This window comes from Jannaschia aquimarina (genome assembly GCF_000877395.1).
Lineage (GTDB): Bacteria > Pseudomonadota > Alphaproteobacteria > Rhodobacterales > Rhodobacteraceae > Jannaschia > Jannaschia aquimarina.
On record NZ_JYFE01000041.1, the window covers coordinates 163065 to 183546 of the forward strand.

Genomic DNA, 20482 nt, shown 5'->3' on the forward strand with positions numbered 1-20482 from the left:
AGCGCGTGGCCGCGCGGATCGGCCCGCGGGCGCCAAATGCCGGGGTGGCGATGCAAGACGTCATTTCACCACCCATTCCAGTTGACCCGGACCTTTTCCGACAGGACTTTCCAGCCGGTCGAATTGCGGCTTGCTCACCCCGTCCGCAGGGGCTGCAATCTTCTTCACCTCGACCTTGAGGTCGAACCAGGCCGCCTGGCCGGTGATGGGGTCCGAATTGGACCAGCGCATACCGTCCTCTCGGGGGGGCAGAAGCTCGTGGATCAGATGGTTCAGGAGGAAGCCCTTCCTCGCCTCGGGTGCGGTGTCGTGGAGGGCCCAGGCCCCCTTGCGCTTGCCGATGGCGTTCCATGTCCAGACCGTGTTCGCGTTGAGCGCGGGCATGTGGGCGACGGGGACGGTGATCTCCCCATGGGGCGATGTCACCCGCGCCCAATCGCCGTCGGCGAAGCCTTCGCGGCGCCAGATGTCGGTGGGCACATAGAGCGGGTTGCGGCCGTGGATCTGACGCAGCCAGGCGTTCTGGGTGCCCCAGCTATGGTACATCGCCATGGGCCGCTGGGTCAGTGCCGTGGTGGTGAAGCGGGCCTCCGTCTCGTGGTCCTGCATGGGATTCCACCAGATCGGCAGGGGGTCGAAGGTCGCCAGGATGCGCGGCCGCAAATGATCGGGGGGCTGGCGATTGCCATGCCCTTCCGCGGCGAGCTGGAAGCGGCGCAGCGGCTCGCACCACAGCGTGAAGAGGTAGGGCGCGGGCTTGTCGTAGAGGCCCAGAGAGACGGCCCAATCCTGATACGCCTTGTTCCATGGCTTCATGAATTGCGCGTCTTCGGGAATGTGGGCCAGCGCGAAGCCGCCGTTTTCAATGTAGCGGTCCAACTGATTGGGGTTCGCATCGCCACGCCCGGTCTGTTCGCCGTTGCCGCGCCAGCCCATCAGAGGGCCGATGCCGGGGCGGCGTTCGTGGTTGACCATGTAGTCGGCGTAGTCGCGGTATTTCGGGCTGCCGTCATCGGTGACGAAACCCGGCAGGCCAAGCCTGGCGCCCAGTTCGATCAGTGCCGTCTGGAAGCCTTTCACGTCGCGGTCGGGCTCGACCACGGGCCAGCGGATGGCGTCGGCGGCGGCCTCTGCCTCGCAGATGGGACGGTCCAGCAGCGAGATGCAGTCGTGGCGCTCCAGATACGTCGTGTCCGGCAGGATCAGGTCGGCATAGGCCACCATCTCGGAGGAATAGGCGTCGGAATAGATGATCCGGGGGATCCGGTATTCGCCGTCGGGCCGCGTGTCGGTCAGCATCTTCATCGTGCCGGCCGTGTTCATGGACGAGTTCCACGCCATGTTCGCCATGTAGAGAAACAGGGTGTCGATCTCGTAGGGGTCGCCCGCATGGGCGTTCGAGATGACCATGTGCATCAGCCCATGCGCCGACATCGGGTTTTCCCAGGTGAAGGCCTTGTCGATGCGCGCGGGCGTGCCGTCTTCGCGCAGGGCCAGATCGTCGGGGCCGTGCACGAAGCCCAGATGCGGCCCGTCAAGCGGCGCGCCGGGCGTGACCTTGCAATGGGGCTTGGGATGGATCGTCGCGGGCTTGGGGTAGGGCGGCTTGAAGCGGAAGCCGCCGGGCGCCTCGACGCTGCCGATCAGGATCTGGAGCATGTGCAGCGCGCGGCAGGTCTGGAAGCCGTTGGCATGGGCCGAGATGCCGCGCATGGCATGAAAACTGACGGGGCGGCCCTGCATCGTCGCGTGGGTGCGGCCGCGGAAATCGGTCCATTCGATGGGCAGCTCGAACGCCTCCTCGAAGGCGACGCGCGCGATTTCGGCGGCCAGGGCGCGGATGCGGGAGGCGGGGATGCCGGTGCGGTCGGCCACCGCCTCGGGCGCGTATTGCGCATCGAGATACTTGTGGGCGAGCGCGTGGAAGACGGTGCGGTGGATCACCCCGTCCTCCTCCCAGGCGCCGTTCAGGTCGGGTTCGACGTCTTCGGCGTCGAAGCAGCGCGGGCGCTGTTCGCGCCGGCACCAGACGAGCGCGTGGCCGTCGTCGTCGCGCAGCGGCAGGCCCTTGGTCGGCCCCTCGCGCGCATCGATCAGGACGGGAGCGTCCGTGAAGTCGCGAAGGTATCTGAGGTCGATGCGCCCGGCCTTGAGCAGGCAATGGACGAGCGAGAGGATCAGGAGGCCGTCGGTGCCGGGCGTGACGCCGAACCAGTCGTCGGCGACGGCGTTGTAGCCGGACCGGATCGGGTTCACGCCGACGACGCGCGCGCCGTTCGCCTTGATCTTGCCGATCCCCATCTTGATCGGGTTGCTGTCGTGATCTTCCGCCACCCCGAAGAGGATGAAAAGTTTGGTGCGGTCCCAGTCGGGCTGGCCGAATTCCCAGAACGCGCCGCCCATCGTGTAGATGCCCGCCGCCGCCATGTTGACCGAGCAGAAGCCGCCATGGGCCGCGTAGTTGGGGGTGCCGAAGGCCTGGGCCCAGTAGCTGGTGAAGCTTTGCGACTGGTCGCGGCCGGTGAAGAAGGCGAGCTTTTCGGGCGCCGTCTCCCGGATCGGCCCGAGCCAGGAGGCGGCGATCTCGTAGGCCTCGTCCCACGAGATCTCCTCGAACTGGCCGGAGCCGCGGGGGCCCGTGCGCTTCATCGGGGCGCGCAGGCGGGACGGGGCATTGTGCTGCATGATCCCCGCGCTACCCTTGGCGCAGAGGACGCCGCGATTGACGGGATGGTCGCGATTGCCCTCGATGTAGGAGATGCGGTCGCCCTGGTCGGTGTGCTTGACGTGGACGTCGATGCCGCAGCGGCAGGCGCACATGTAGCAGGTCGTCTTGCGGATCTCGTCGCCGGGTTTGGGATGCAGGTTCGGAATCAGCTTGGTCATGATCGCTCCCATGCGAGCCGGATCAGGCCAGACCCGGCAAGCCCCAGCAGAAGGACGAGGCAGGCGGGGCGGTAGTACCGCTCCCACCGGGGGGTGAAGGCGGCCTGTCCGAGAAAGACGCCCAAAAGGGTCACCGGCACGAGGATCGCCGCGCGCGCCGCGGTCTGCCCGTCCATCGTGCGCAGGGCCAGATGCGTCACGAGGCCCACCGCGCCGGAGCCCAGCATGTAGATGTTGAGCGTGCCGCGCATGGTGCGCGCGGGCAGGTCGCGCACCAGCGCGTAGAGCGCGATGAACATGCCGCCCGCGCCCGCCAGCCCCGTGATCAGCCCTGCGCCCAGCCCGGTGGCCAGCGTGCCGGGGCGGCTGGCCAGTGCCGGGATCCGCAGACGCGCGAGTTGGGTCAGCGCCAGCCCGATCAGGAGCGTCAGCGCGACCGCCTTCGAGAGCGTGGCCGGGATGGCCATCGTGGCCAGCAGGCCAAGCGGCAGGCCGACCCCCGCCGTGGCGACCAGCGTGACCGCGGCGGTCCGGTCCGCATCGGCCCAGCCGCCCTTCATCAGGACGAGGCTGGCCGACATCTCGAGGAACCAGAAGAGCGGGATGAGCTCGATTGGGGCGATGAAGGCGGCGAGGATCGCCATGGCGAGCGCGGAGAGGCCGAACCCGGCGAAGCCCCGGATCGCGCCCGCCAGAAGGCAGGCAAGGATGGCGAGTACCGCGATGCCGGGTGCGAGGCCCATCCAGTTGCCGAGCGTGGTCATGCGGCCTCCAGCAGGGCGGCGGCGTCACGGGCGAGGGTGCGCTCTTCCTCGGCGGGGATGACGTGGACGGGGATGTCGCCCGCCCAGGAGAGGCCATCGGCGATGCGGTCGCGAATCTCGGCGTCGTTCTCGCCGATGCCGCCGGTGAAGGCGAGCGCATCCAGCCCGCCCATCGCGGCGATGGCGCTGCCCGCATGGCGGATGGCCCAATAGGCGAAGTGGTCGCGGGCGAAGCGGGCATCGGCCGTCCCCGCCTGCGCCAGCATCCGCATGTCGGAAGCGCCCCCCAGCGCGCGCAGGCCCGAGGCGCGGTTCAGGCGTTCTGCGGCGCCGTCGATGCCATGGCGGCGCGCCATGTCGAGGACGGCCATCGGATCGATATCCCCCGACCGGGTGCCCATGGTCAGGCCCGCCACCGGGGAATAGCCCATGGAGGTCGCCACAGAGCGTCCATCGCGGATCGCGCAGAGCGAGGCGCCATTGCCCAGATGCAGCGCCAGAAGGCGGGCGGGCAGCGCGCCACGCGCGCGCAGGGTTTCCGTGAGGCCGGCATAGGAGAGGCCGTGAAAGCCGTAGCGGCGCAGGCCCGCTTCGCGATCCTCGGCGGGGATGGCATAGGTCTGCGCCACTTCGGGGATCGTCGTGTGGAAGGCGGTATCGAACCCCGCGACCTGCGCCAGATCGGGAGCGCGGGCGGCCAGCGCGCGGATCGGGGCGAGGTTGTGGGGATTGTGGAGGGGGGCGAGGGGGACATGCGCCTCGATCGCGTCGATGACGTCGGACGTCACTCGGACGGTCCCGGTGAAGGCGGTGCCGCCATGGACGACCCGGTGGGCCGCCGCCGTGAGCGTGGCGGCGGGATGGCCGCGGTCGCGCAGCGCCTCCAGTACGAGGGCGGTGGCGGCATCGTGGTCGGGCGCGTCGGCCGATGTCTCGGTGTCGTCCAGTTCGAAGCGGGCCGCGCCGCCGATTTCGGACACGGCGCCGGCCAGCGCCTCATTCAGGTCCGCGTCGAACAGCGCGAACTTGAGGCTGCTGGAGCCGGCATTGAGGACCAGCATCATTGCGCGGCCGGCGCGGTGCGCGCCGCATCGGCCGCGACGATCATGCCCAGCGCCGCCGAGGCGAGCCGCGCAGGCGTCTTCTGCGCGCGCGACGTCAGCAGGAAGGGGACCTTCGCCCCCATCACCACGCCGCCCGCACATGCGCCCATGCCGAAGGCCAGCGTCTTGAAGAGCACATTGCCCGTGGTGATCGCGGGGGCGACCATTATGTCCGCGGCGCCCGCGACGGGGTTCTCGTAGCCCTTGATCCGCGCCGCCTCGGCCGACAGCGCGAGGTCCATCGCAATGGGACCCGCGACGTCCGCCTGAGGCAGCGCGTCCTTCGCCCAGTCGGCGATGTCCTGTGATTCCAGCGTGTTGGGGATCGAAGCTATGGGATCTTCGGTCGCGCCCAGCATGGCGGCACGGGGCCTTTCGATCCCGACGAGCTGCGCGAGCCGGACGGCGTGGGCTAGGCAGGCCTTCCGGGTCTCGACATCGGGCGCCACGTTCAACGCCGCATCCGTCAGGAAGAGCGGGCGGTCGTCGCCGGGGAGGGTGATATGGAAGACGTGCCCGCAGCGCGCGCCGGGAGCCCGGAGGCCCGCCCGGGACGGAAGGAGACCCTTCAGGAAGGTGGAGGTGTGGACCTGCCCCTTCATGATCGCGTCGGCGCCGCTGTCGCGCGCCAACTCGGCGGCGGCGACCGAGGCCGCCTCTCGCGGGGCGTCGATCAGCGGGAGGTCCGAGATGTCCCAGTCGATCTGCGTCGCGGCGTCCCGGATCTTGGCCGGGTCCCCGATCAGGATCGGCGTGGCGAGGCCCGCCGCTGCCATCTCGCGCAGGCCGGCCAGCGCGGTGGCGGAGCCGGCATTGACCAGCGCCACGCGGGGAACGGGCAGATCGCGTGCGCGGGCCAACAGGGCGCCGGGCGTCTCGGGCGGGGTGGGGGACAGGAAGGGATGGGTCATGGGACAGGCTTGGCCGGTTTGTGGACGATGGCCAAGTGGGTAGGGCCCGGAGGCGACGGGGATGTGACCCCCCGCCGCGGCGCGCCGCTCATTCGGCGGCGACGTTCATGTCGTCTTTCGAGATCCCCGCGACCTGGACCGGCTTCTTCATCGCGTCGCGGCGGAAGGGTTCGCCCAGTTCCTGGTTCAGCATCACCTCGATGAGCGTGGTGCGGTTGTCCTTCATCTGTGCGCGGATCGCCTCGGCCAGCGCCTCGGTCAGCTCGTCCATGGTGCGGACCTGCACGCCGATCAGGCCACAGGCCTGCGCGATGCCCGCATAGGAGACCTTGGTGTCGAGTTCGGTACCCACGAAATTGTCGTCGAACCAGAGGGTCGAGTTCCGCTTTTCTGCGCCCCACTGGTAGTTGCGGAACACGATCTGCGTGATGGCCGGCCATTCCTCGCGCCCGATGGCGGTCAGCTCGTTCACCGCGATGCCGAAAGCGCCGTCCCCAGCGAACCCCACGACGGGGACGTCCGGCTGGCCGATCTTGGCGCCAACGATGGAGGGCAGGCCGTAGCCGCAAGGGCCGAAGAGGCCGGGGGCTAGGTATTTCCGGCCGGCGTCGAAATCGGGATAGGCGTTGCCGATGGCGCAGTTGTTGCCGATGTCGCTGGAGATGATGGCGTCGCGGGGCAGGGCCGCCTGGATCGCGCGCCAGGCCATGCGGGGGCTCATCCAGTCGGGCTTGGCGTCGCGGGCGCGCTGGTTCCAGGTGGTGCCGGGATCGTCTTCTTCGTGGTCGAGGGACGACAGCTCCTGCTTCCAGCGCGATTTCGTGTCGGCGATGACGGCCTTGCGGTCGGCGCGGCCCGCATCGCCCGCGTCGTCGGCGAGGTTTTCCAGGATGCCGGACGCCACCTTGGCGGCATCGCCGACGATGCCGACGCTGACCTTCTTGGTGAGGCCGATGCGGTCGGGATTGATGTCGACCTGAATGACCTTGGCGTCCTTGGGCCAGTAGTCGATGCCGTATCCGGGCAGGGTCGAGAACGGGTTGAGACGGGTGCCGAGCGCCAGCACGACGTCGGCCTTGGAGATCAGCTCCATCCCCGCCTTGGAGCCGTTATAGCCCAGCGGCCCGGCAAAGAGCGGGTGCGCGCCCGGGAAGGCGTCGTTGTGCTGGTAGCCCACGCAGACCGGTGCATCGAGACGTTCGGCCAAGGCCTTCGACGCCTTGATCCCGCCGTCGGAAAGGACCGTGCCGACCCCGTTGAGGATGACCGGGAACTTCGCCGACGACAGCAGGTCGGCGGCCGCCTTGACGCTGTTCTCGCCGCCCGGCGAATGCTCGAACTCGATGGGGTCGGGGATGTCGATATCGACGACCTGGGTCCAGAAGTCGCGGGGCACGTTGATCTGCGCGGGCGCGCTGGCGCGGTGGGCCTTGGCGATGACGCGGGTGAGGACCTCGGCGATGCGGGAGGGGTCGCGGACCTCTTCCTGATAGGCGACCATGTCCTCGAAAAGCTTCATCTGCTCGACTTCTTGGAAGCCGCCCTGACCGATGGTCTTGTTGGCCGCCTGGGGCGTCACCAGCAGCAGCGGCGTGTGGTTCCAGTAGGCCGTCTTCACGGCGGTGACGAAGTTGGTGATGCCGGGGCCGTTCTGGGCGATCATCATGCACATCTCGCCCGTGGCGCGGGTATAGCCGTCGGCCATGAAGCCCGCGCTGCCCTCGTGCGCGCAATCCCAGAAGGTGATGCCGGCGGTCGGGAACAGGTCCGAGATCGGCATCATGGCGGAGCCGATGATCCCGAAGGCATGACGGATGCCATGGCGCTGGAGGACTTTGACGAAGGCTTCCTCGGTGGTCATCTTCATGGGCCGACTCCTGCTGGCAGCGGGCGCGCCTGACGCGCGGGAATTACGGGTGGCGGCGCCCTCCCCGGCGCCTGAGCCGTTGTGTTCAGAATCTACGGTCCGGATCAAGGGGTCGATAGGGCCAGACGACCGGTGGGCCTAAGGCCAGACGGCCTGGGCCGATCCGGCCAACCGGGCGGTTTCCCGCGCGATGCGGGCGATGCCCTCCGGGATGTCCTCGGAGGCGATGGACGAATAGGCGAGGCGGTAGAACGGCCCCGGGCGCGGGTCGGAGAAGAAGGCATCCGCGGGTTCGATCAGGACGCCGCGGGCGCGCAGGCGGTCCGCAAGGTCGATGGCCCGGACGCCCTCGGGCGCGCGCATCCAGAAGGATGAGCCACCGAAGGCATTCGCGCGCGCCGGAGCCAGGCCATGTGTGTCCATGGCGGCCTGCGCGGCGGCGCGGCGGTCGCGGAAGGCCCGGGTCATGCGCGCCACCTGCGCGTCCCAGTGGCCCTGGGCGAGGAAGTAGGCCGCGGTGCGCTGGACGTGGCCGGGAACGTGGCGCAGGACGAGGCCGCGCAGGGCACGCAATTCGCGGATCACGGGCTCGGCGGCGACGAGGTATCCCAGGCGCAGGCCCGGAAAGAGCGACTTGGCGAACGAGCCGATATAAATAACCCGGCCCGTGCGATCGAGCGATTTGAGCGCGGGCAGGGGCGGTGTGACGAAGCCCAGTTCGAACTCGTAATCGTCCTCGACGATCAGCATCTCGCGCCGCTCGGCCAATGCGAGCAGGGCGCGGCGGCGGGCGAGCGGCATCGTCACGCCGGTGGGGCAATGGTGGCTGGGCGTCACGAACAGGACGTCCGCCCCCTCGGGCACCTGACCGGGAGGCAGCCCGCCGCCATCGACCGCAACTTCCTGCGCGATGCAGCGGCCGAGTTGCAGGATCTCGCGCAGGGCGGGGTAGCAGGGGCGCTCCATCACCGCGGTGCGCCGCTGCGTGAGCAGGACCTGCGCCGCCATCCAGAGCGCGTTCTGCGCGCCCATCGTCACCAGCACCTCTTCGGGGCGGGCGTCGATACCGCGGCGGGGCAGGATGCGGGTGGTGATCTGCTCGACCAGATAGGGGTCGTCGCGGGCATAAGCGTCTTCGGAGAGGGGGCCGAAATCGCGCGAGCCAAGCGCCTGGAGCGCGCAGCGCCGCCAATTGCCGTGATCGAAGAGCCGCTGGTCGGTCTGGCCGTAGATGAAGGGATACGGATAGCGCCGCCAATCCGCCGGGCGGGCCAGTGGCGCCGGGTCGGGAAAGCGCTGGCCCAGGGCGCGCGACCAGTCCACACCGCCGCGCGCCGGCCGGGCCGCGCGCGGGACGGGCGCGGGCGTCGGCGCATTGGGCGACACGAACGTGCCGGACCGGCCGCGGGAGACGAGGTAGTCGTTGGCAACGAGATCGGCATAGGCCAGCGTCACGGTGATGCGGCTGAGGCCCAGATGGCGGGCCAGCGCGCGGCTGGACGGCATCCGGTCGCCCGGCCGCATCCGGCCCGCGAGAACGCCGCGCGTCACCGCGTCCTGCACCTGCCGTTGCAGCGTCGCCCCCTGAGCGGGGCCGAGCACGAACGATTCGACGGGGATCCGGGCCATGTCTGGACCGATAGCGCGGCCGGGTTGGCCTTATGAAGGGGTGTTGTGGCCGGGTGCCGCGATCAGCGGCGGCGGCGGAACCAGCGGTCGGTGGCGCCGGTCATGGGGGCGAGGATGATCGCCATCAGCAGCCAGAACGTGATCCGCACCGCAGAGCCGCCGTCATTCGCCGTGGTCGTCGCAAAGCGCGAGACATCGTTGATCAGAAGGAAGCAGGTGAAGGCCGTCGACAGGATCACGCCCATGGCGAGGCAATCGAGCCATTCGTTCAGGACCTGACGAACGTGCCGGTTCATGAGGGCTCATCTAGGCCGGAGCTTCCTAACATCCAGTAAAGAAGCCGAAATCCGGCTTTCCACGCGGCTGTCATGTCAGAAGCCGAGATCAATGGAGCGGATCGTCGCTTCGTCGAAAAGGGCGGACAGAGGTGCGGCCACATCGGTGATCGCGACGTAGAGAATGACCCCTCCGATCGCCAGAACGACCAGCGGGGCAGGCGCCTTCGATTGCTTCCGCGCCGGAGCGGCGGCGCCCCAGGCGGGCGCGGGACGAGGAGCCGCCTTGGCGGATGCAGGGGCGGTGGCGGCCCGGACCTTGGACGGTCTTTCGGAGCGGACGACCGGCGCGCTGCCGGATCTTGCCTGCGCGGTCCCGCGCATATTCGTGATCGGCCCCTCGTCGCGCGGAACCGCGTTGCGGGGGTGCCTGGTGTCGAGCGGGTGGAACGACTTCGCCATGCCGATCCCATGGCGGGCGAATGCGGCAGGGATTTGGCCGCCCGGCGCCGCGCCGCCGCTTGGCGAGGAGGGGTGTGGCCCCACGGGGCGTTGCCCGGCGATCCGGGTCCGGGGGCCTGGGGTGCGGCGAGCAGTATGCCGCCCGCTCTCAGGGTGTCTCGCCGTCCCGTGTCAGGACGTCCCAAACGGCCTGGAGATATGTCTTCGGCTCGTAGACCGTGAGCCCGAGAACGGTCACGCCCGTATCGGGATCGCCGACTTGGCCGACGGTCGGATTGGAGAGGGTGAAGAGCAGCAGATACAGCGCGACGGCGGCCAGCACGCTGAGGATCATCGCGGGCGCGCTCCTGCCTTCGGCGCGCTGGCGGGCGCTTTCCCCGCGGAACAGGGCCAGAACGGCGGCGCCGGGCAGGAACAGCCTTGCCCAGAGCGGGACGCTGCGCCGTGCCTCGCGCTCGGCCGACCGGACGCGCGCCTTGCGTGCCTTCGCCTCGGCGCGCATGTCGACGATGGGACCGTCCGCAGGTGGAGGGGGCGCGGAGCGATTGCGTTCGTCGAGAGGGTGCAGCTTTCGCATGCCGGACCTGATCGCCTCGAAATCGAGCCGGATTGGGTCGGTGCGCGGGCTATTCCTCGTCCCGGCCAAGCAGGACGAGCGTGCCGATCGGCGCCGCCAGCATGGCGAGATGGGCCCAGACGACGGTCAGCATCAATGGCCCCATGGCCCGCAGCCCCTCGCGTGCCCCGAAGATGTCGAGCAGCATCATGGCTTCGAGCAGAAGGGTCGACACCACGACGCCGATGGCGAGGCTGTCGAGCAGGATCCTGGTCGGTCCGTCCTTCATCTCTAAGGACTTAGCCGGCCCCGGAGGGCCGGCAAGGCATCAGGAGAGGACGCGGCCCATCGCCTCGTCAACCGAGGCGGTGATGGCGTCGATGTCGTCGGCCGTCGCGATCAGCGCCGGGCTGAAGAGCAGGCAGTTGTTGCGCTTGGGGACCGAGCGGTTCGACGCCCCGATCACGTAGCCCTGCTGCATGCAGTCGGCGGCAATGGCCTTGACCTGCGCCTCCGGCAGAGGCTCTCGCGTGTCGCGGTCGGCGACGAGTTCGATGCCGCAGAAGAGGCCCTTGCCGCGCACGTCCCCGATGGCTGCGTGGCGTTCGGCCAGCGCGTGAAGGTTGTCCAGCAGGCGTTCGCCCATGGCCTGCGTGTTCCGGAGCAGGTCCTCGGTCTCGATGATCTCCATGTTCTTGAGGGCTGCGACGGGCCCGGCGGCGCACCCCCCGAAGGTGGAGACGGCGCGGAAGAAGTTCATCGGATCGTCGGGGGCGGATTTGAAGGTGTCGAACACCTCTTCGGTCGTCGCGACGCAGGAGATGGCGGCATAGCCCGAGGCGACACCCTTCGCCATTGTCACGATATCGGGGCGCACGCCGTAATGCTGGTAGCCGAACCAGGTGCCCGTCCGGCCGATGCCGCAGACGACCTCGTCGATGTGGAGGATCAGGTCGTATTTGTCGACGATCTCCTGCACGCGCTCCCAGTAGCCGGGGGGCGGGACGATGACGCCGCCGCCTGCCGTGATCGGCTCGAGACAGATGGCACCGACGGTATCGGGGCCTTCGGCGAGGATGACCTCTTCGATGGCGTCGGCGGCGCGGCGGCCGTAATCCTCTCCGGACAGGTCGCCCCAGCCCTGGTCGTGCTTGCGGTATTCGAGGCAGTGAGGGACGCGCACGAAGCCGGGGGCGAAGGGGCCGTATTGCTCGTTGCGTTCGTCCTGACCCCCGGCGGACATGCAGCCGATGGTGGTGCCGTGATAGTCGCGGTCACGGTAGAGGATCTTCCACTTCTTGCCACCGTGGCGCGTCTGGGCGATCTGGCGGATCATCTTGAACGCCTGCTCGTTCGCCTCGGATCCGGAATTGGTGTAGAAGACGCGGCTGAGCCCCGGCATCTTGTCGAGAAGCCGTTCCGCGAACAGCGATCCCGGAATGCTGCCAAGGGTTTGCGCGAAGTAGTTCATCTTGACGAGCTGGTCGCGGACGGCATCCGCGATCTCTGTCCGGCCGTAGCCGACATTGACCGTCCAGACGCCGCCGGACACGGCGTCGAGATGTTCCTTGCCGTGCTGGTCCCAGACGCGCATCCCCTTGCCCTCGACGATGATCCGGGGATCCGTCGTCTCGAGCGATTTGTGGGGCATGAGGTGGTGCCAGATATGGGCACGGTCCGCCTCGACCACATGGCTCAGGTCGTTCGCGTTGAAATCCTTCATCACTGACCTCCGGGACTGATCTGGCGAGGGGCGTGGCCCGCCCGTCTTCGCACAGCGCACGAATATCATGCCGCCCGCAAGTAGGGCAGCGAAATCGTGAGCGGGATAGGGCCAGATTATCCGTCAGGATCGGTCCACATCGGGGAAGTGACGCCGGGTCGCTTGTCAGCGCTCTCGCGTCGCGCTTAGGCTCTGCTTGCGTGGACGCCCCTGCGATGCTGGGGTGCAGATCAAGGCGGCCGAGAGAGATGCCGCCCGACACATATCCAACGGGAGACCGACATGACCCTGAAATCCAAGCTGATGGGCGCCGCAGCCGCGGTGGCCGCGCTGTCCGGCGCGCAGATGGCGATGGCAGACGCCCATCTTGAAGAAATCACGGTGGGCTACTTCCTGGAATGGCCGATGCCGTTCCTGGCCGCAAAGGCGTCCGGCGCCTATGACGAGGCCCTGGGTGTGACGGTGAACTGGGTCAGCTTCGACACCGGCACCGCGATGAGCGCCGCGATGGCCTCGGGCGACGTGCAGATCAGCGTCAGCCAGGGTGTGCCGCCCTTCGTGGTCGCCACCAGCGCGGGCCAGAACCTGCAAATCGTCGACGTGGCCGTCAGCTATGCCGACAACGACAATTGCGTCGTCCGGGAGGATCTGGAGATCACCGCCGACAACGCGGCGGACCTGTCGGGCAAGAAGGCCGCCGTGCCATTGGGCACCGCGGCGCATTACGGCTTCCTGCGCCAGATGGAGCATTTCGACGTCGACATCTCGACCATGGAGGTCGTCGACATGGCCCCGCCAGAGGGCGCGGCCGCGCTGGATCAGGGATCGGTGGACATGGCCTGCGGCTGGGGCGGATCGCTGAACCGCATGAAGGAGGCGGGGAACATCCTGCTGACCGGCGCCGAGAAGCAGGAGCTGGGCATCCTAGTCTTCGACGTGACCTCGGCCCCGGCCGAGTTCGTGGCCGAGAACCCGGATCTGGTCGCTGCCTTCGTAAAGGCGACGGCGGACGCGAATGCGGAATGGGCGGCAAACCCCACGGACGAGATGCTGGCCGTCATCGCCGACGAATCCGGCATGGACACCGAGGCGACGCAGGCCTCGCTCGACACGTTCGAGTTCCCGACCATCGATCAGCAGCTGTCCGACGCCTGGCTGGGCGCCAATGCGGCGACCTTCATGAAGGGCGTGGCGGACGTCTTCGTCGAGGCGGGATCGATTCCCTCGGCGCTGGACAGCTATGAAGACCTGATCAACGTCGAGCCGCTACAGGACGCGCAGGGCATGTGATCGGCGCCGGGGGCGGCCTCGTCGCCCCCGGTCAATCGGCCCCCGAGAGCGGGGCAAGGGGGACAGGGATGACCGGATTATCCATCGAGAAGCTCTCGATGCGCTTCGACCTGCCCAATGGCAGCCATGTCCAGGCGCTCAAGGACGTGTCGCTGGATCTGAAGAACGGCGAGCTGCTGAGCGTGCTGGGCCCGTCGGGTTGCGGGAAGACGACGCTACTGAACATCGTCGCCGGGTTCCTCGCTCCGACGGAGGGGCGGATCGTCCTGAACGGGCACGATGTGAAAGGACCGGATGCCGAGCGCGGAATGGTGTTCCAGCAAGGTGCCCTCTTCGAATGGATGAGCGTGCGCGACAATGTCGAGTTCGGTCCGCGCATGAAGGGCGCGCCCGTGGCGGAGCGGCGCGAAAAGTCCGACCACCTGCTGGAGATCACCGGCCTGAAGGATTTCAAGGACAAGGCGATCTACGAGCTTTCGGGCGGGATGCAGCAGCGCGTGGCGCTGGCCCGCTGCTTGGCCAACGACCCGGACGTCATCCTGATGGACGAGCCGTTGGGCGCGCTGGACGCGCTGACCCGAGAGAAGATGCAGGGCCTGGTACTGGAACTCTGGAAGGAGACCGGCAAGACCATCATCCTGATCACCCACTCGGTGGAGGAGGCGCTTCTCCTGGGCGAGCGGCTGCTGGTCATGGCGCCGCGTCCGGGCCGGATCCACAAGGAGTACCGTCTGCCCTTCGCCGAAGCCGGCGTGGGCGCGGACCTGCGACAGGTCAAGAAACACCCCGATTTCGCCACCACCCGCGAAGAGATCCTGACGATGATCTGGGAGATGGAGGAAGAGATCATGGGCCGGACGGAGACTGCGTGACATGACCGGATTGCTGATCGTCCTCGTCTACATCGTCCTCTTCGCGCTCTCGGCCTTCGTGGTCACGGCGATCACGGCGCGGGCGCGGCCCAAGGACTACACCTCGCTGAAGACGGTGACTTTCGGCGACGAAAGCGCGGTGCGACCGAACCGCTGGGCCAGCGTCATCTCGGTCGTCGTGCTGTTCCTGATCTGGGGCGCCTTCACCGGGTCCAGCCTGTCGCCGATCCACGTGCCCGGACCGTTCATGGGCGACACCTCGTTCACCTACACGGCCCGGAACGCGTCCGGCGAGACGGACGAGGCGACGGTCACGGTGCGGGTGCACGAATTCGGTGCCGATGTGGAGGACCCCGCGATCGAGGAAGGCGACGGCTTCGCCAGGAACGACGCCGAGCGGATCGCCGTCTACAACTCCGCTATCATTCGGGTGGAACGCAACGACGAGGGCGGGCGCGAGGACGGCTATGCGGTCACCGCCATCGACGGCCAGCCCATCGGCTTCAACGAAACCGTCCAGACCGCGGATGGCCGCGTCACGATGAACGCGCGGGGTAGCCTGAACTTCGTGCCCGAGCGGGGCTTCCAGATGCAGCCGCTCTACCTGCCGTCGCCCGAGCGGGTGTGGGCCGCGCTGAGCGAAGTGGCGACCGACGGGTACCGCAACTACACCCTGCTTGAGCATCTGGGATATTCGCTGTTCCGGGTGCTGGCCGGGTTCTTCTTCGGCGCGCTGATCGGCATCCCGCTGGGCTATGCGATGGGGTTGAGCAACTGGTTCCGCGGCTGGTTCGACCCGATCGTGGAATTCATGCGTCCGGTTCCGCCGCTGGCCCTGATCCCGCTGGTGATCATCTGGTTCGGCATCGACGAGACGGGGAAGGTGGTGCTGCTGTTCCTCGCGGCGCTCTGGATCATGGCGATCGGGGCACGGGCGGGCGTGTCCGGTGTGAACATCACCAAGGTCCACGCCGCCTATTCGCTGGGGGCAAGCAAGACGCAGATCCTGCGCCATGTCATCATTCCGAACTCTCTGCCCGAGATCTTCACCGCCGCGCGTGTCGCCATGGGCGTCTGCTGGGGGACGGTGGTCGCGGCCGAGCTTGTGGCCGCGAATGTCGGCGCGGGGATGATGATCACCACGGCGTCCAAGTTCCAGCAGACCTATATCGTGGTGATGGGGATCATCCTCATCGGCATCATCGGCTTCGGCATCGACATCCTGATGCGCAAGGCCGAGAGCTGGCTCGTCCCGTGGAAGGGGCGGAGCTGATGCTCCAGATCAGGCCCAATTGCGAATGGTGCGACCGGGATCTGCCGCCCGATAGCGCGGACGCGATGATCTGTTTATACGAATGCACCTATTGCGCGGATTGCGTGCGCGACGTGCTCCACAATGTGTGCGCGACTTGCGGCGGGGGCCTCGTGCCGCGTCCGATCCGGCCGCGGCACGCCCATCGCGAGGCGCCGAGGCTGGGGCTTGCAAACCAGCCCGCCTCGATCACGCGCGTGCTGTCGAGATGGCGCCGCGAGGATGTGGACGAGATCGTGCAGCGGTTGCGGGATCTGCCGCCGGAGGCGCGATAGGCGCCCGCCGCTTCAGGCCGGCTTGCGCGCGAAGACCAGCCAGACCAGCGCGCCGCCCGCCAGCGTCAGGAACGGCGCCATCGCCCAATTCACGGCGGCCCATCCGAGTTCGGCCGTGTCGGCAGAGTTCATCAACCCGCCCGAGGACAGCGATGCCAGCGAGACGAGGCCGAAGACCATCGCGTCATTGAGGCCCTGCACGGTCCCGCGCTCGTGCGGGGCGTGCGCGCGGGTCAGCATGGTCGTGGCGCCGATGAAGCCGAAATTCCATCCGAGGCCGAGAAGGATCAGGGCGAGATAGAAATTGACGAGTTCGGTCCCGGAAAGCCCCGCGAGGCCGGCCGCCGCCAGCAGCGCGAGGCCCGCGCCGACGATGGTGGTCGTGCCGAAGCGAGCGATCAGGTGGCCCGTGAAGAAGCTGGGGGCGAACATCGCCACGACATGGGCGGCCACGATGTCCGAGGCGTTGCCGACGCCGAAGCCGCAGCCCACGACCGCAAGCGGCGTCGAGGTCATCACCAGGTTCATCAGGGCGTAGCTGACCATCGCGCAGATGATTGCCACCGCGATCACCGGATCCGAGAGGAGTTCCGACCAGGAGCGGCCGCGATCCGCGCCCGGTGCAGGCCGCGGCGGGCGCGGGATGTCGAGCGCGAAGAACAGCCACATCCCCGCAAGGTTGAGCGCGGCCGCCGCGAGATAGGTCGCAAGGAAGGGGGTCAGCGTGACGTCGGAGGTCGCCTTGACCAGTTGCGGCCCGATCAGCGCGCTGAGCAGGCCCCCGGCCATGACGTAGCTGATGGCCTTGGGCTTGAAATCGTCTGACGCGGTATCGGTCGCGGCGAACCGGTAGAAGCCCTGCGCGCTCATGTAGATGCCGGTCGCGTAGGAGCCGAGGAGGAACAGGACGAAGCTGCTCCAGACAAGGCCCGCGACGCAGAGAAGCGCGCCGCCAGCCCCGGCCAGTGCGCCCAGAACGAAGCCCGACCGGCGCCCGAAACGCTGCATGAACGGGCTGATCCAGGGCGCCGTCGTCATCGAGCCGATCACGATCAGGCTGATCGGCAGCGTCGCCATCAGCGGCGTGGGCGCGAGCGTCATGCCCGCCAGCCCGCCGGCGATGAAATGCAAAGGCATCTGCGCGCCGAGGATCGCCTGTGCCGCTACCAGAACCCAGACGTTCCGCCGCGCGCGGCGATCGTCCACGAGGGGGGCGTCGCTGGGAATGTCGGCCGGGCTCGTCATGGCTCCGGGATAAGCGCGGGGCGGGGGCAGCGTCCAGCGCTGGATTGTGTGGATACGCTTGGCCCGCGCGCGGGCGGGACGGGGCCTCGCATTCCCGATCGCGTGGGGCGGACAGCAAGGAGCGGGTTGATCCCCGCTCTCCGCCTCGCACATGTGGACGCATACGAATTGACGCGACTGGCCCGCCACCCGCGCGTGCGGTCGTCTGGCAGAACGGAGAGGGCGCGGCCTGGCCTGCAGAGAGATGCGAATCATCGAGACTCCGGACGATGTGGCCGAGGGCGCGGCTTGGCTTGCCGCCGTCGAGCCGCGCTTCGCCGCCGCCTTGCGCGAGACGGGACCCCTGCCGCTGCGGCGGCGGGGGGACGGCTTTGTCGCGCTTCAGAACGCCATCATCAGCCAGCAGGTCAGCGTGGCCGCAGCGCGGGCCATCAGCGCCAAGTGTCGCGCCGCCGGGATCACCGGGCCCCGCAAGGTGATGTGGGCCAGCGACGACGAGTTGCGCGCCTGCGGGCTGAGCCGTCAGAAGATCCGCTATCTGCGCGAACTCGCCGCCGCGCGGATCGACTGGCGCGCCTTGCGCACAGCGCCGACCGAGGAGGTGGTCGAGACATTGATCCGCGTGCCTGGCATCGGCCGCTGGACGGCCGAGATCTATGCGATGTTCAGCCTGGGCCATGCCGATGTCTTCGCGCCTGCCGATCTCGCATTGCAGGAATCGGCGCGCGTGCTGTTCGATCTGCCCGACCGCCCCAAGGAGCGGCCGCTGCGCGAGATGGCCGAGGCCTGGGCGCCGTGGCGGTCGGTTGCGGCGCGGCTGCTGTGGTCCTACTACCACGTGGCCAAGGACCGGGAGGGCATCGCGTGACGCTTGCATTCGAACGCCGGGGGCCCGAGAGCCCCGACCGGCTGGTGATCTTCGTCCACGGCTATGGCGCCAACGGGGCCGACCTAATCGGCCTTGCCGACCCACTGGCAGAGCACACGCCGGGCACCGCCTTCCTGTCCCCCGATGCGCCCGAGCGGAGCGTCGCGAACCCGATGGGGTTCCAGTGGTTCCCGATTCCCTGGATCGACGGGTCCTCGGAAGAAGAGGCGATGGCGGGTATGGAACGCGCGGTCGCCGATCTGAACGCCTTTCTCGACGAGGCGATGGAGCGCGAGGGGGTCGCGGCCAAGGACGTGGTGCTCTTCGGCTTCAGTCAGGGGACGATGATGTCGCTGCATGTCGCCCCGCGCAGGAGAGAGGCGGTCGCGGGCATCGTGGGCTTCTCCGGCCGTTTGCTGGCGCCGGAGCGGTTGGCCGACGAGGTGCAGGTGCGGATGCCGATCCTGCTGGTTCACGGAGATGCCGATGAGGTGGTTCCGCCTCAATCGCTGCCGCTGGCCGCCGAGGCGCTGGAGCAGGCAGGGTTCGAACGGCTCTATGCGCATGTGATGAAGGGGACCGGCCACGGTATCGCACCGGATGGCCTGTCGGTCTCGCTGGGCTTCATGCGGGACGTCCTGGGGCTGGAAGACTGATCCTCCGGACGTGTTGGCTCGGGTTCTCTTTTTTCCTTCCGGGGGCGCAGCGCCGCGCACTCCGGGGCAAGTCCGGGCCGAGAAGAAGCCTGGTGCGCCCCGTCAGCTTTGCGGCAGGGAATGTGCCGGGCGTCCTGTGTGGTCTGTGAATAACTGTCACAGGGTCGTCACCGGCCCCCGCCATATGGGCACTTGAACGGGATCGGACGCCAGATATAGTCCGACCTGAGAGGGCCTCGCGCCCCGAGCCGCGGGGCCGGTTAGAGGAATGACCGGATGCCAGCGACGAGTCCCAGATCAGACCCGGATCGAAGTCCGGAATTCCGCACCAGTTTCGTGCGCGACCCTGCCGGGACGCGGCATTTCCCGGCGCTCGTGCTGAATGCGGATTACCGGCCGCTCTCTTACCTGCCCCTGTCGCTCTGGCCGTGGCAGGAGGCGGTGAAGGCGGCCGTGCTGGACCGCGTGACGATCGTCAGCGAGTACGAAGAGGTCGTACGCTCTCCTTCGACCACGATCCGGATCCCGTCGGTCGTCGTGCTGCGGGACTATGTGCAGCCTCAGAAGAGGGTCGCGTTCACCCGCTTCAACCTGTTCCTGCGGGACGAATTCCAGTGCCAGTATTGCGGCGCCAAGGGCGACCTGACCTTCGATCACGTGATCCCGCGCGCCCGCGGGGGCGTGACGTCGTGGGAAAACGTCGTCGCGGCCTGTGGGCGGTGCAACCTTCGCAAGGGATCGCGGTCGCTCAAGCAGGTGGGCTTTTCGCTGCGCAAGCCGCCGAAGCAGCCCTCGTCCGGACAGCTGATGAATCTCGGTCGGAAATTCCCGCCGAACCATCTGCATGAAAGCTGGATGGACTTCCTTTACTGGGATGCCGAACTGGAGGCCTGACGGCGTCGGCCGCGCGAACGGGGCGAAATGACCCCGAGCGGGGGCCGCTAGAGATCCAGGTCCAGCCAGACGGGAACGTGGTCCGAGGGTTTCTCGCGGCCGCGCATTTCGGTCTGGATCGTGCAGTCGGTCATCCGGTCGGCGACCCATGGCGACAGCAGGAAGTGGTCGATGCGGATACCGTCGTTCCTGTCCCAGGCGCCGGCCTGATAATCCCAGAAGGAGTAATGCCCCGGCTGGCCCGGATGGCGGGTGCGGAACGCCTCGGTCAGGCCGAGATTGCAGAGGCGGCGCCAGGCGGCGCGGGTCTCCGGCCGGGCAAGCGCGTCGTCATGCCATTTCGCGGGGGCGGCCGCGTCCTCGTCCTGCGGGATGACATTGAAGTCGCCCGTCATCAGAAAGGGCGTTTCCTCGGCCAGCATGGCGCGGGCGCGGGTCTCCAGCCGCTCCATCCAGGCGAGCTTGTAGTCGTATTTCGGCCCCGGCGCGGGATTGCCGTTGGGCAGGTAGAGCCCGCAGATCCTGACCGCGCCCGCCTCGCCGATCGCGGTCGCCTCGATATAGCGCGCCTGCTCGTCCGCATCGTCGCCGGGCAGGCCGCGCGTGATATCTTCCAGCGGGATCTTGGCGGCGAAGGCCACGCCGTTGAAGCCCTTCTGGCCGTGGGTGTGGAGGGTGTAGCCCTCGTCCTCGACCAGGTCGCGGGGGAACGCCCCGTCGGTCGACTTGATTTCTTGCAGGACGGCGACGTCCGGGGCGTCTTCCCTGAGCCAGGATTGCAGCGTCTGGGCCCGGGCCTTGACGCCGTTGATGTTGAAGGTGGCGATGCGCATGGCGGCATCGTTAGGGCACGGTCGCGGCCTTGTCACCCGGTTGCGCGGCTGGAGGGGGCGC

General features: G+C 68.2%; 20 protein-coding genes. 7 read left to right on the forward strand and 13 right to left on the reverse strand.

Going from position 1 to position 20482, the window contains the following annotated elements; genetic code table 11:
* Nucleotides 1-60: 60 nt before the first annotated feature.
* The 11 genes from jaqu_RS11355 to jaqu_RS11405 all read right to left on the reverse strand — a co-directional run bounded on the left by jaqu_RS11355 (nucleotide 61) and on the right by jaqu_RS11405 (nucleotide 12176).
* Nucleotides 61-2886 carry a molybdopterin oxidoreductase family protein gene (locus tag jaqu_RS11355; protein WP_043919080.1) on the reverse strand — a complete coding sequence of 942 codons (2826 nt, stop codon included), beginning with the start codon at nucleotides 2884-2886 and terminating at the stop codon, nucleotides 61-63.
* Complete coding sequence (locus tag jaqu_RS11360; RefSeq protein WP_043919081.1) at nucleotides 2883-3650, reverse strand: sulfite exporter TauE/SafE family protein; 768 nt, start codon at nucleotides 3648-3650, stop codon at nucleotides 2883-2885. The genes jaqu_RS11355 and jaqu_RS11360 overlap by 4 nt, the downstream gene beginning before the upstream one ends.
* Complete coding sequence (locus tag jaqu_RS11365) at nucleotides 3647-4714, reverse strand: acetate/propionate family kinase (RefSeq protein WP_043919082.1); 1068 nt, start codon at nucleotides 4712-4714, stop codon at nucleotides 3647-3649. Before jaqu_RS11365 ends, jaqu_RS11360 begins: the two co-directional genes overlap by 4 nt.
* Complete coding sequence (locus jaqu_RS11370; protein ID WP_043919083.1) at nucleotides 4711-5664, reverse strand: phosphate acyltransferase; 954 nt, start codon at nucleotides 5662-5664, stop codon at nucleotides 4711-4713. The genes jaqu_RS11365 and jaqu_RS11370 overlap by 4 nt, the downstream gene beginning before the upstream one ends.
* An 88-nt stretch (nucleotides 5665-5752) precedes the next feature.
* The gene (xsc, locus tag jaqu_RS11375) at nucleotides 5753-7531 is read right to left on the reverse strand and encodes a sulfoacetaldehyde acetyltransferase (protein ID WP_043919084.1); all 1779 of its coding nucleotides are present in this window, start codon (nucleotides 7529-7531) and stop codon (nucleotides 5753-5755) included.
* Between the two features lie 138 nt (nucleotides 7532-7669).
* Entirely contained in the window at nucleotides 7670-9160 is a 1491-nt protein-coding gene (gene pdxR / locus jaqu_RS11380; protein ID WP_043919085.1) for a MocR-like pyridoxine biosynthesis transcription factor PdxR, read from the reverse strand.
* A gap of 62 nt (nucleotides 9161-9222) precedes the next feature.
* Nucleotides 9223-9456, reverse strand: a complete 234-nt coding sequence (locus jaqu_RS11385; protein ID WP_043919086.1) for a hypothetical protein — start codon at nucleotides 9454-9456, stop codon at nucleotides 9223-9225.
* A gap of 75 nt (nucleotides 9457-9531) precedes the next feature.
* Entirely contained in the window at nucleotides 9532-9897 is a 366-nt protein-coding gene (locus jaqu_RS11390) for a hypothetical protein (protein ID WP_043919087.1), read from the reverse strand.
* Between the two features lie 148 nt (nucleotides 9898-10045).
* On the reverse strand, nucleotides 10046-10474 hold the full coding sequence (locus jaqu_RS11395; RefSeq protein ID WP_043919088.1) for a hypothetical protein: 429 nt from the start codon (nucleotides 10472-10474) through the stop codon (nucleotides 10046-10048).
* 49 nt (nucleotides 10475-10523) lie between these two features.
* On the reverse strand, nucleotides 10524-10742 hold the full coding sequence (locus jaqu_RS11400) for a hypothetical protein (protein ID WP_043919089.1): 219 nt from the start codon (nucleotides 10740-10742) through the stop codon (nucleotides 10524-10526).
* A gap of 39 nt (nucleotides 10743-10781) precedes the next feature.
* Nucleotides 10782-12176 carry an aminotransferase family protein gene (locus jaqu_RS11405; RefSeq protein ID WP_043919090.1) on the reverse strand — a complete coding sequence of 465 codons (1395 nt, stop codon included), beginning with the start codon at nucleotides 12174-12176 and terminating at the stop codon, nucleotides 10782-10784.
* Between the two features lie 282 nt (nucleotides 12177-12458).
* Between jaqu_RS11405 and jaqu_RS11410 the strand changes: the two genes are divergently transcribed.
* The 4 genes from jaqu_RS11410 to jaqu_RS11425 all read left to right on the forward strand — a co-directional run bounded on the left by jaqu_RS11410 (nucleotide 12459) and on the right by jaqu_RS11425 (nucleotide 15925).
* The gene (locus jaqu_RS11410) at nucleotides 12459-13466 is read left to right on the forward strand and encodes a taurine ABC transporter substrate-binding protein (RefSeq protein WP_043919091.1); all 1008 of its coding nucleotides are present in this window, start codon (nucleotides 12459-12461) and stop codon (nucleotides 13464-13466) included.
* Nucleotides 13467-13534: 68 nt separating this feature from the next.
* Complete coding sequence (locus jaqu_RS11415; protein ID WP_043919092.1) at nucleotides 13535-14338, forward strand: taurine ABC transporter ATP-binding protein; 804 nt, start codon at nucleotides 13535-13537, stop codon at nucleotides 14336-14338.
* Between the two features lie 10 nt (nucleotides 14339-14348).
* Complete coding sequence (locus jaqu_RS11420; protein WP_043919184.1) at nucleotides 14349-15611, forward strand: ABC transporter permease subunit; 1263 nt, start codon at nucleotides 14349-14351, stop codon at nucleotides 15609-15611.
* Nucleotides 15611-15925, forward strand: coding sequence for a DUF1272 domain-containing protein (locus jaqu_RS11425; protein WP_043919093.1), 315 nt, complete (start codon nucleotides 15611-15613; stop codon nucleotides 15923-15925). Before jaqu_RS11420 ends, jaqu_RS11425 begins: the two co-directional genes overlap by 1 nt.
* Before the next feature lie 12 nt (nucleotides 15926-15937).
* On the opposite strand, the gene jaqu_RS11430 is transcribed toward jaqu_RS11425, so the two are convergent.
* On the reverse strand, nucleotides 15938-17170 hold the full coding sequence (locus jaqu_RS11430) for an MFS transporter (protein WP_043919094.1): 1233 nt from the start codon (nucleotides 17168-17170) through the stop codon (nucleotides 15938-15940).
* A gap of 244 nt (nucleotides 17171-17414) precedes the next feature.
* On the opposite strand from jaqu_RS11430, the gene jaqu_RS11435 reads away from it, so the two are divergent.
* The 3 genes from jaqu_RS11435 to jaqu_RS11445 all read left to right on the forward strand — a co-directional run bounded on the left by jaqu_RS11435 (nucleotide 17415) and on the right by jaqu_RS11445 (nucleotide 19588).
* Nucleotides 17415-18038 carry a DNA-3-methyladenine glycosylase family protein gene (locus jaqu_RS11435; RefSeq protein ID WP_043919095.1) on the forward strand — a complete coding sequence of 208 codons (624 nt, stop codon included), beginning with the start codon at nucleotides 17415-17417 and terminating at the stop codon, nucleotides 18036-18038.
* Nucleotides 18035-18694: an alpha/beta hydrolase gene (locus jaqu_RS11440; protein ID WP_043919096.1), complete on the forward strand. Its 660-nt coding sequence runs from the start codon at nucleotides 18035-18037 to the stop codon at nucleotides 18692-18694. Before jaqu_RS11435 ends, jaqu_RS11440 begins: the two co-directional genes overlap by 4 nt.
* Nucleotides 18695-18970: 276 nt before the next feature.
* Nucleotides 18971-19588: an HNH endonuclease gene (locus jaqu_RS11445; RefSeq protein ID WP_043919097.1), complete on the forward strand. Its 618-nt coding sequence runs from the start codon at nucleotides 18971-18973 to the stop codon at nucleotides 19586-19588.
* Nucleotides 19589-19635: 47 nt separating this feature from the next.
* Here the strand turns inward: jaqu_RS11445 and xth are convergent, their stop codons facing one another.
* Nucleotides 19636-20421, reverse strand: a complete 786-nt coding sequence (gene xth, locus jaqu_RS11450; RefSeq protein WP_043919098.1) for an exodeoxyribonuclease III — start codon at nucleotides 20419-20421, stop codon at nucleotides 19636-19638.
* Nucleotides 20422-20482 lie beyond the last annotated feature (61 nt).

What these genes read in the sequence shown, in the direction of transcription:
- jaqu_RS11415 (WP_043919092.1), top strand. Translation starts at nt 13,535, where the DNA reads ATGACCGGATTATCCATCGAGAAGCTCTCGATGCGCTTCGACCTGCCC.
- jaqu_RS11430 (WP_043919094.1), bottom strand. Translation starts at nt 17,170, where the DNA reads ATGACGAGCCCGGCCGACATTCCCAGCGACGCCCCCCTCGTGGACGAT.
- jaqu_RS11400 (WP_043919089.1), bottom strand. Translation starts at nt 10,742, where the DNA reads ATGAAGGACGGACCGACCAGGATCCTGCTCGACAGCCTCGCCATCGGC.
- jaqu_RS11390 (WP_043919087.1), bottom strand. Translation starts at nt 9,897, where the DNA reads ATGGCGAAGTCGTTCCACCCGCTCGACACCAGGCACCCCCGCAACGCG.
- jaqu_RS11385 (WP_043919086.1), bottom strand. Translation starts at nt 9,456, where the DNA reads ATGAACCGGCACGTTCGTCAGGTCCTGAACGAATGGCTCGATTGCCTC.
- jaqu_RS11395 (WP_043919088.1), bottom strand. Translation starts at nt 10,474, where the DNA reads ATGCGAAAGCTGCACCCTCTCGACGAACGCAATCGCTCCGCGCCCCCT.
- jaqu_RS11355 (WP_043919080.1), bottom strand. Translation starts at nt 2,886, where the DNA reads ATGACCAAGCTGATTCCGAACCTGCATCCCAAACCCGGCGACGAGATC.
- jaqu_RS11445 (WP_043919097.1), top strand. Translation starts at nt 18,971, where the DNA reads ATGCCAGCGACGAGTCCCAGATCAGACCCGGATCGAAGTCCGGAATTC.
- jaqu_RS11435 (WP_043919095.1), top strand. Translation starts at nt 17,415, where the DNA reads ATGCGAATCATCGAGACTCCGGACGATGTGGCCGAGGGCGCGGCTTGG.
- jaqu_RS11370 (WP_043919083.1), bottom strand. Translation starts at nt 5,664, where the DNA reads ATGACCCATCCCTTCCTGTCCCCCACCCCGCCCGAGACGCCCGGCGCC.
- pdxR (WP_043919085.1), bottom strand. Translation starts at nt 9,160, where the DNA reads ATGGCCCGGATCCCCGTCGAATCGTTCGTGCTCGGCCCCGCTCAGGGG.
- xth (WP_043919098.1), bottom strand. Translation starts at nt 20,421, where the DNA reads ATGCGCATCGCCACCTTCAACATCAACGGCGTCAAGGCCCGGGCCCAG.
- jaqu_RS11365 (WP_043919082.1), bottom strand. Translation starts at nt 4,714, where the DNA reads ATGATGCTGGTCCTCAATGCCGGCTCCAGCAGCCTCAAGTTCGCGCTG.
- jaqu_RS11410 (WP_043919091.1), top strand. Translation starts at nt 12,459, where the DNA reads ATGACCCTGAAATCCAAGCTGATGGGCGCCGCAGCCGCGGTGGCCGCG.
- jaqu_RS11405 (WP_043919090.1), bottom strand. Translation starts at nt 12,176, where the DNA reads ATGAAGGATTTCAACGCGAACGACCTGAGCCATGTGGTCGAGGCGGAC.
- jaqu_RS11360 (WP_043919081.1), bottom strand. Translation starts at nt 3,650, where the DNA reads ATGACCACGCTCGGCAACTGGATGGGCCTCGCACCCGGCATCGCGGTA.
- xsc (WP_043919084.1), bottom strand. Translation starts at nt 7,531, where the DNA reads ATGAAGATGACCACCGAGGAAGCCTTCGTCAAAGTCCTCCAGCGCCAT.
- jaqu_RS11425 (WP_043919093.1), top strand. Translation starts at nt 15,611, where the DNA reads ATGCTCCAGATCAGGCCCAATTGCGAATGGTGCGACCGGGATCTGCCG.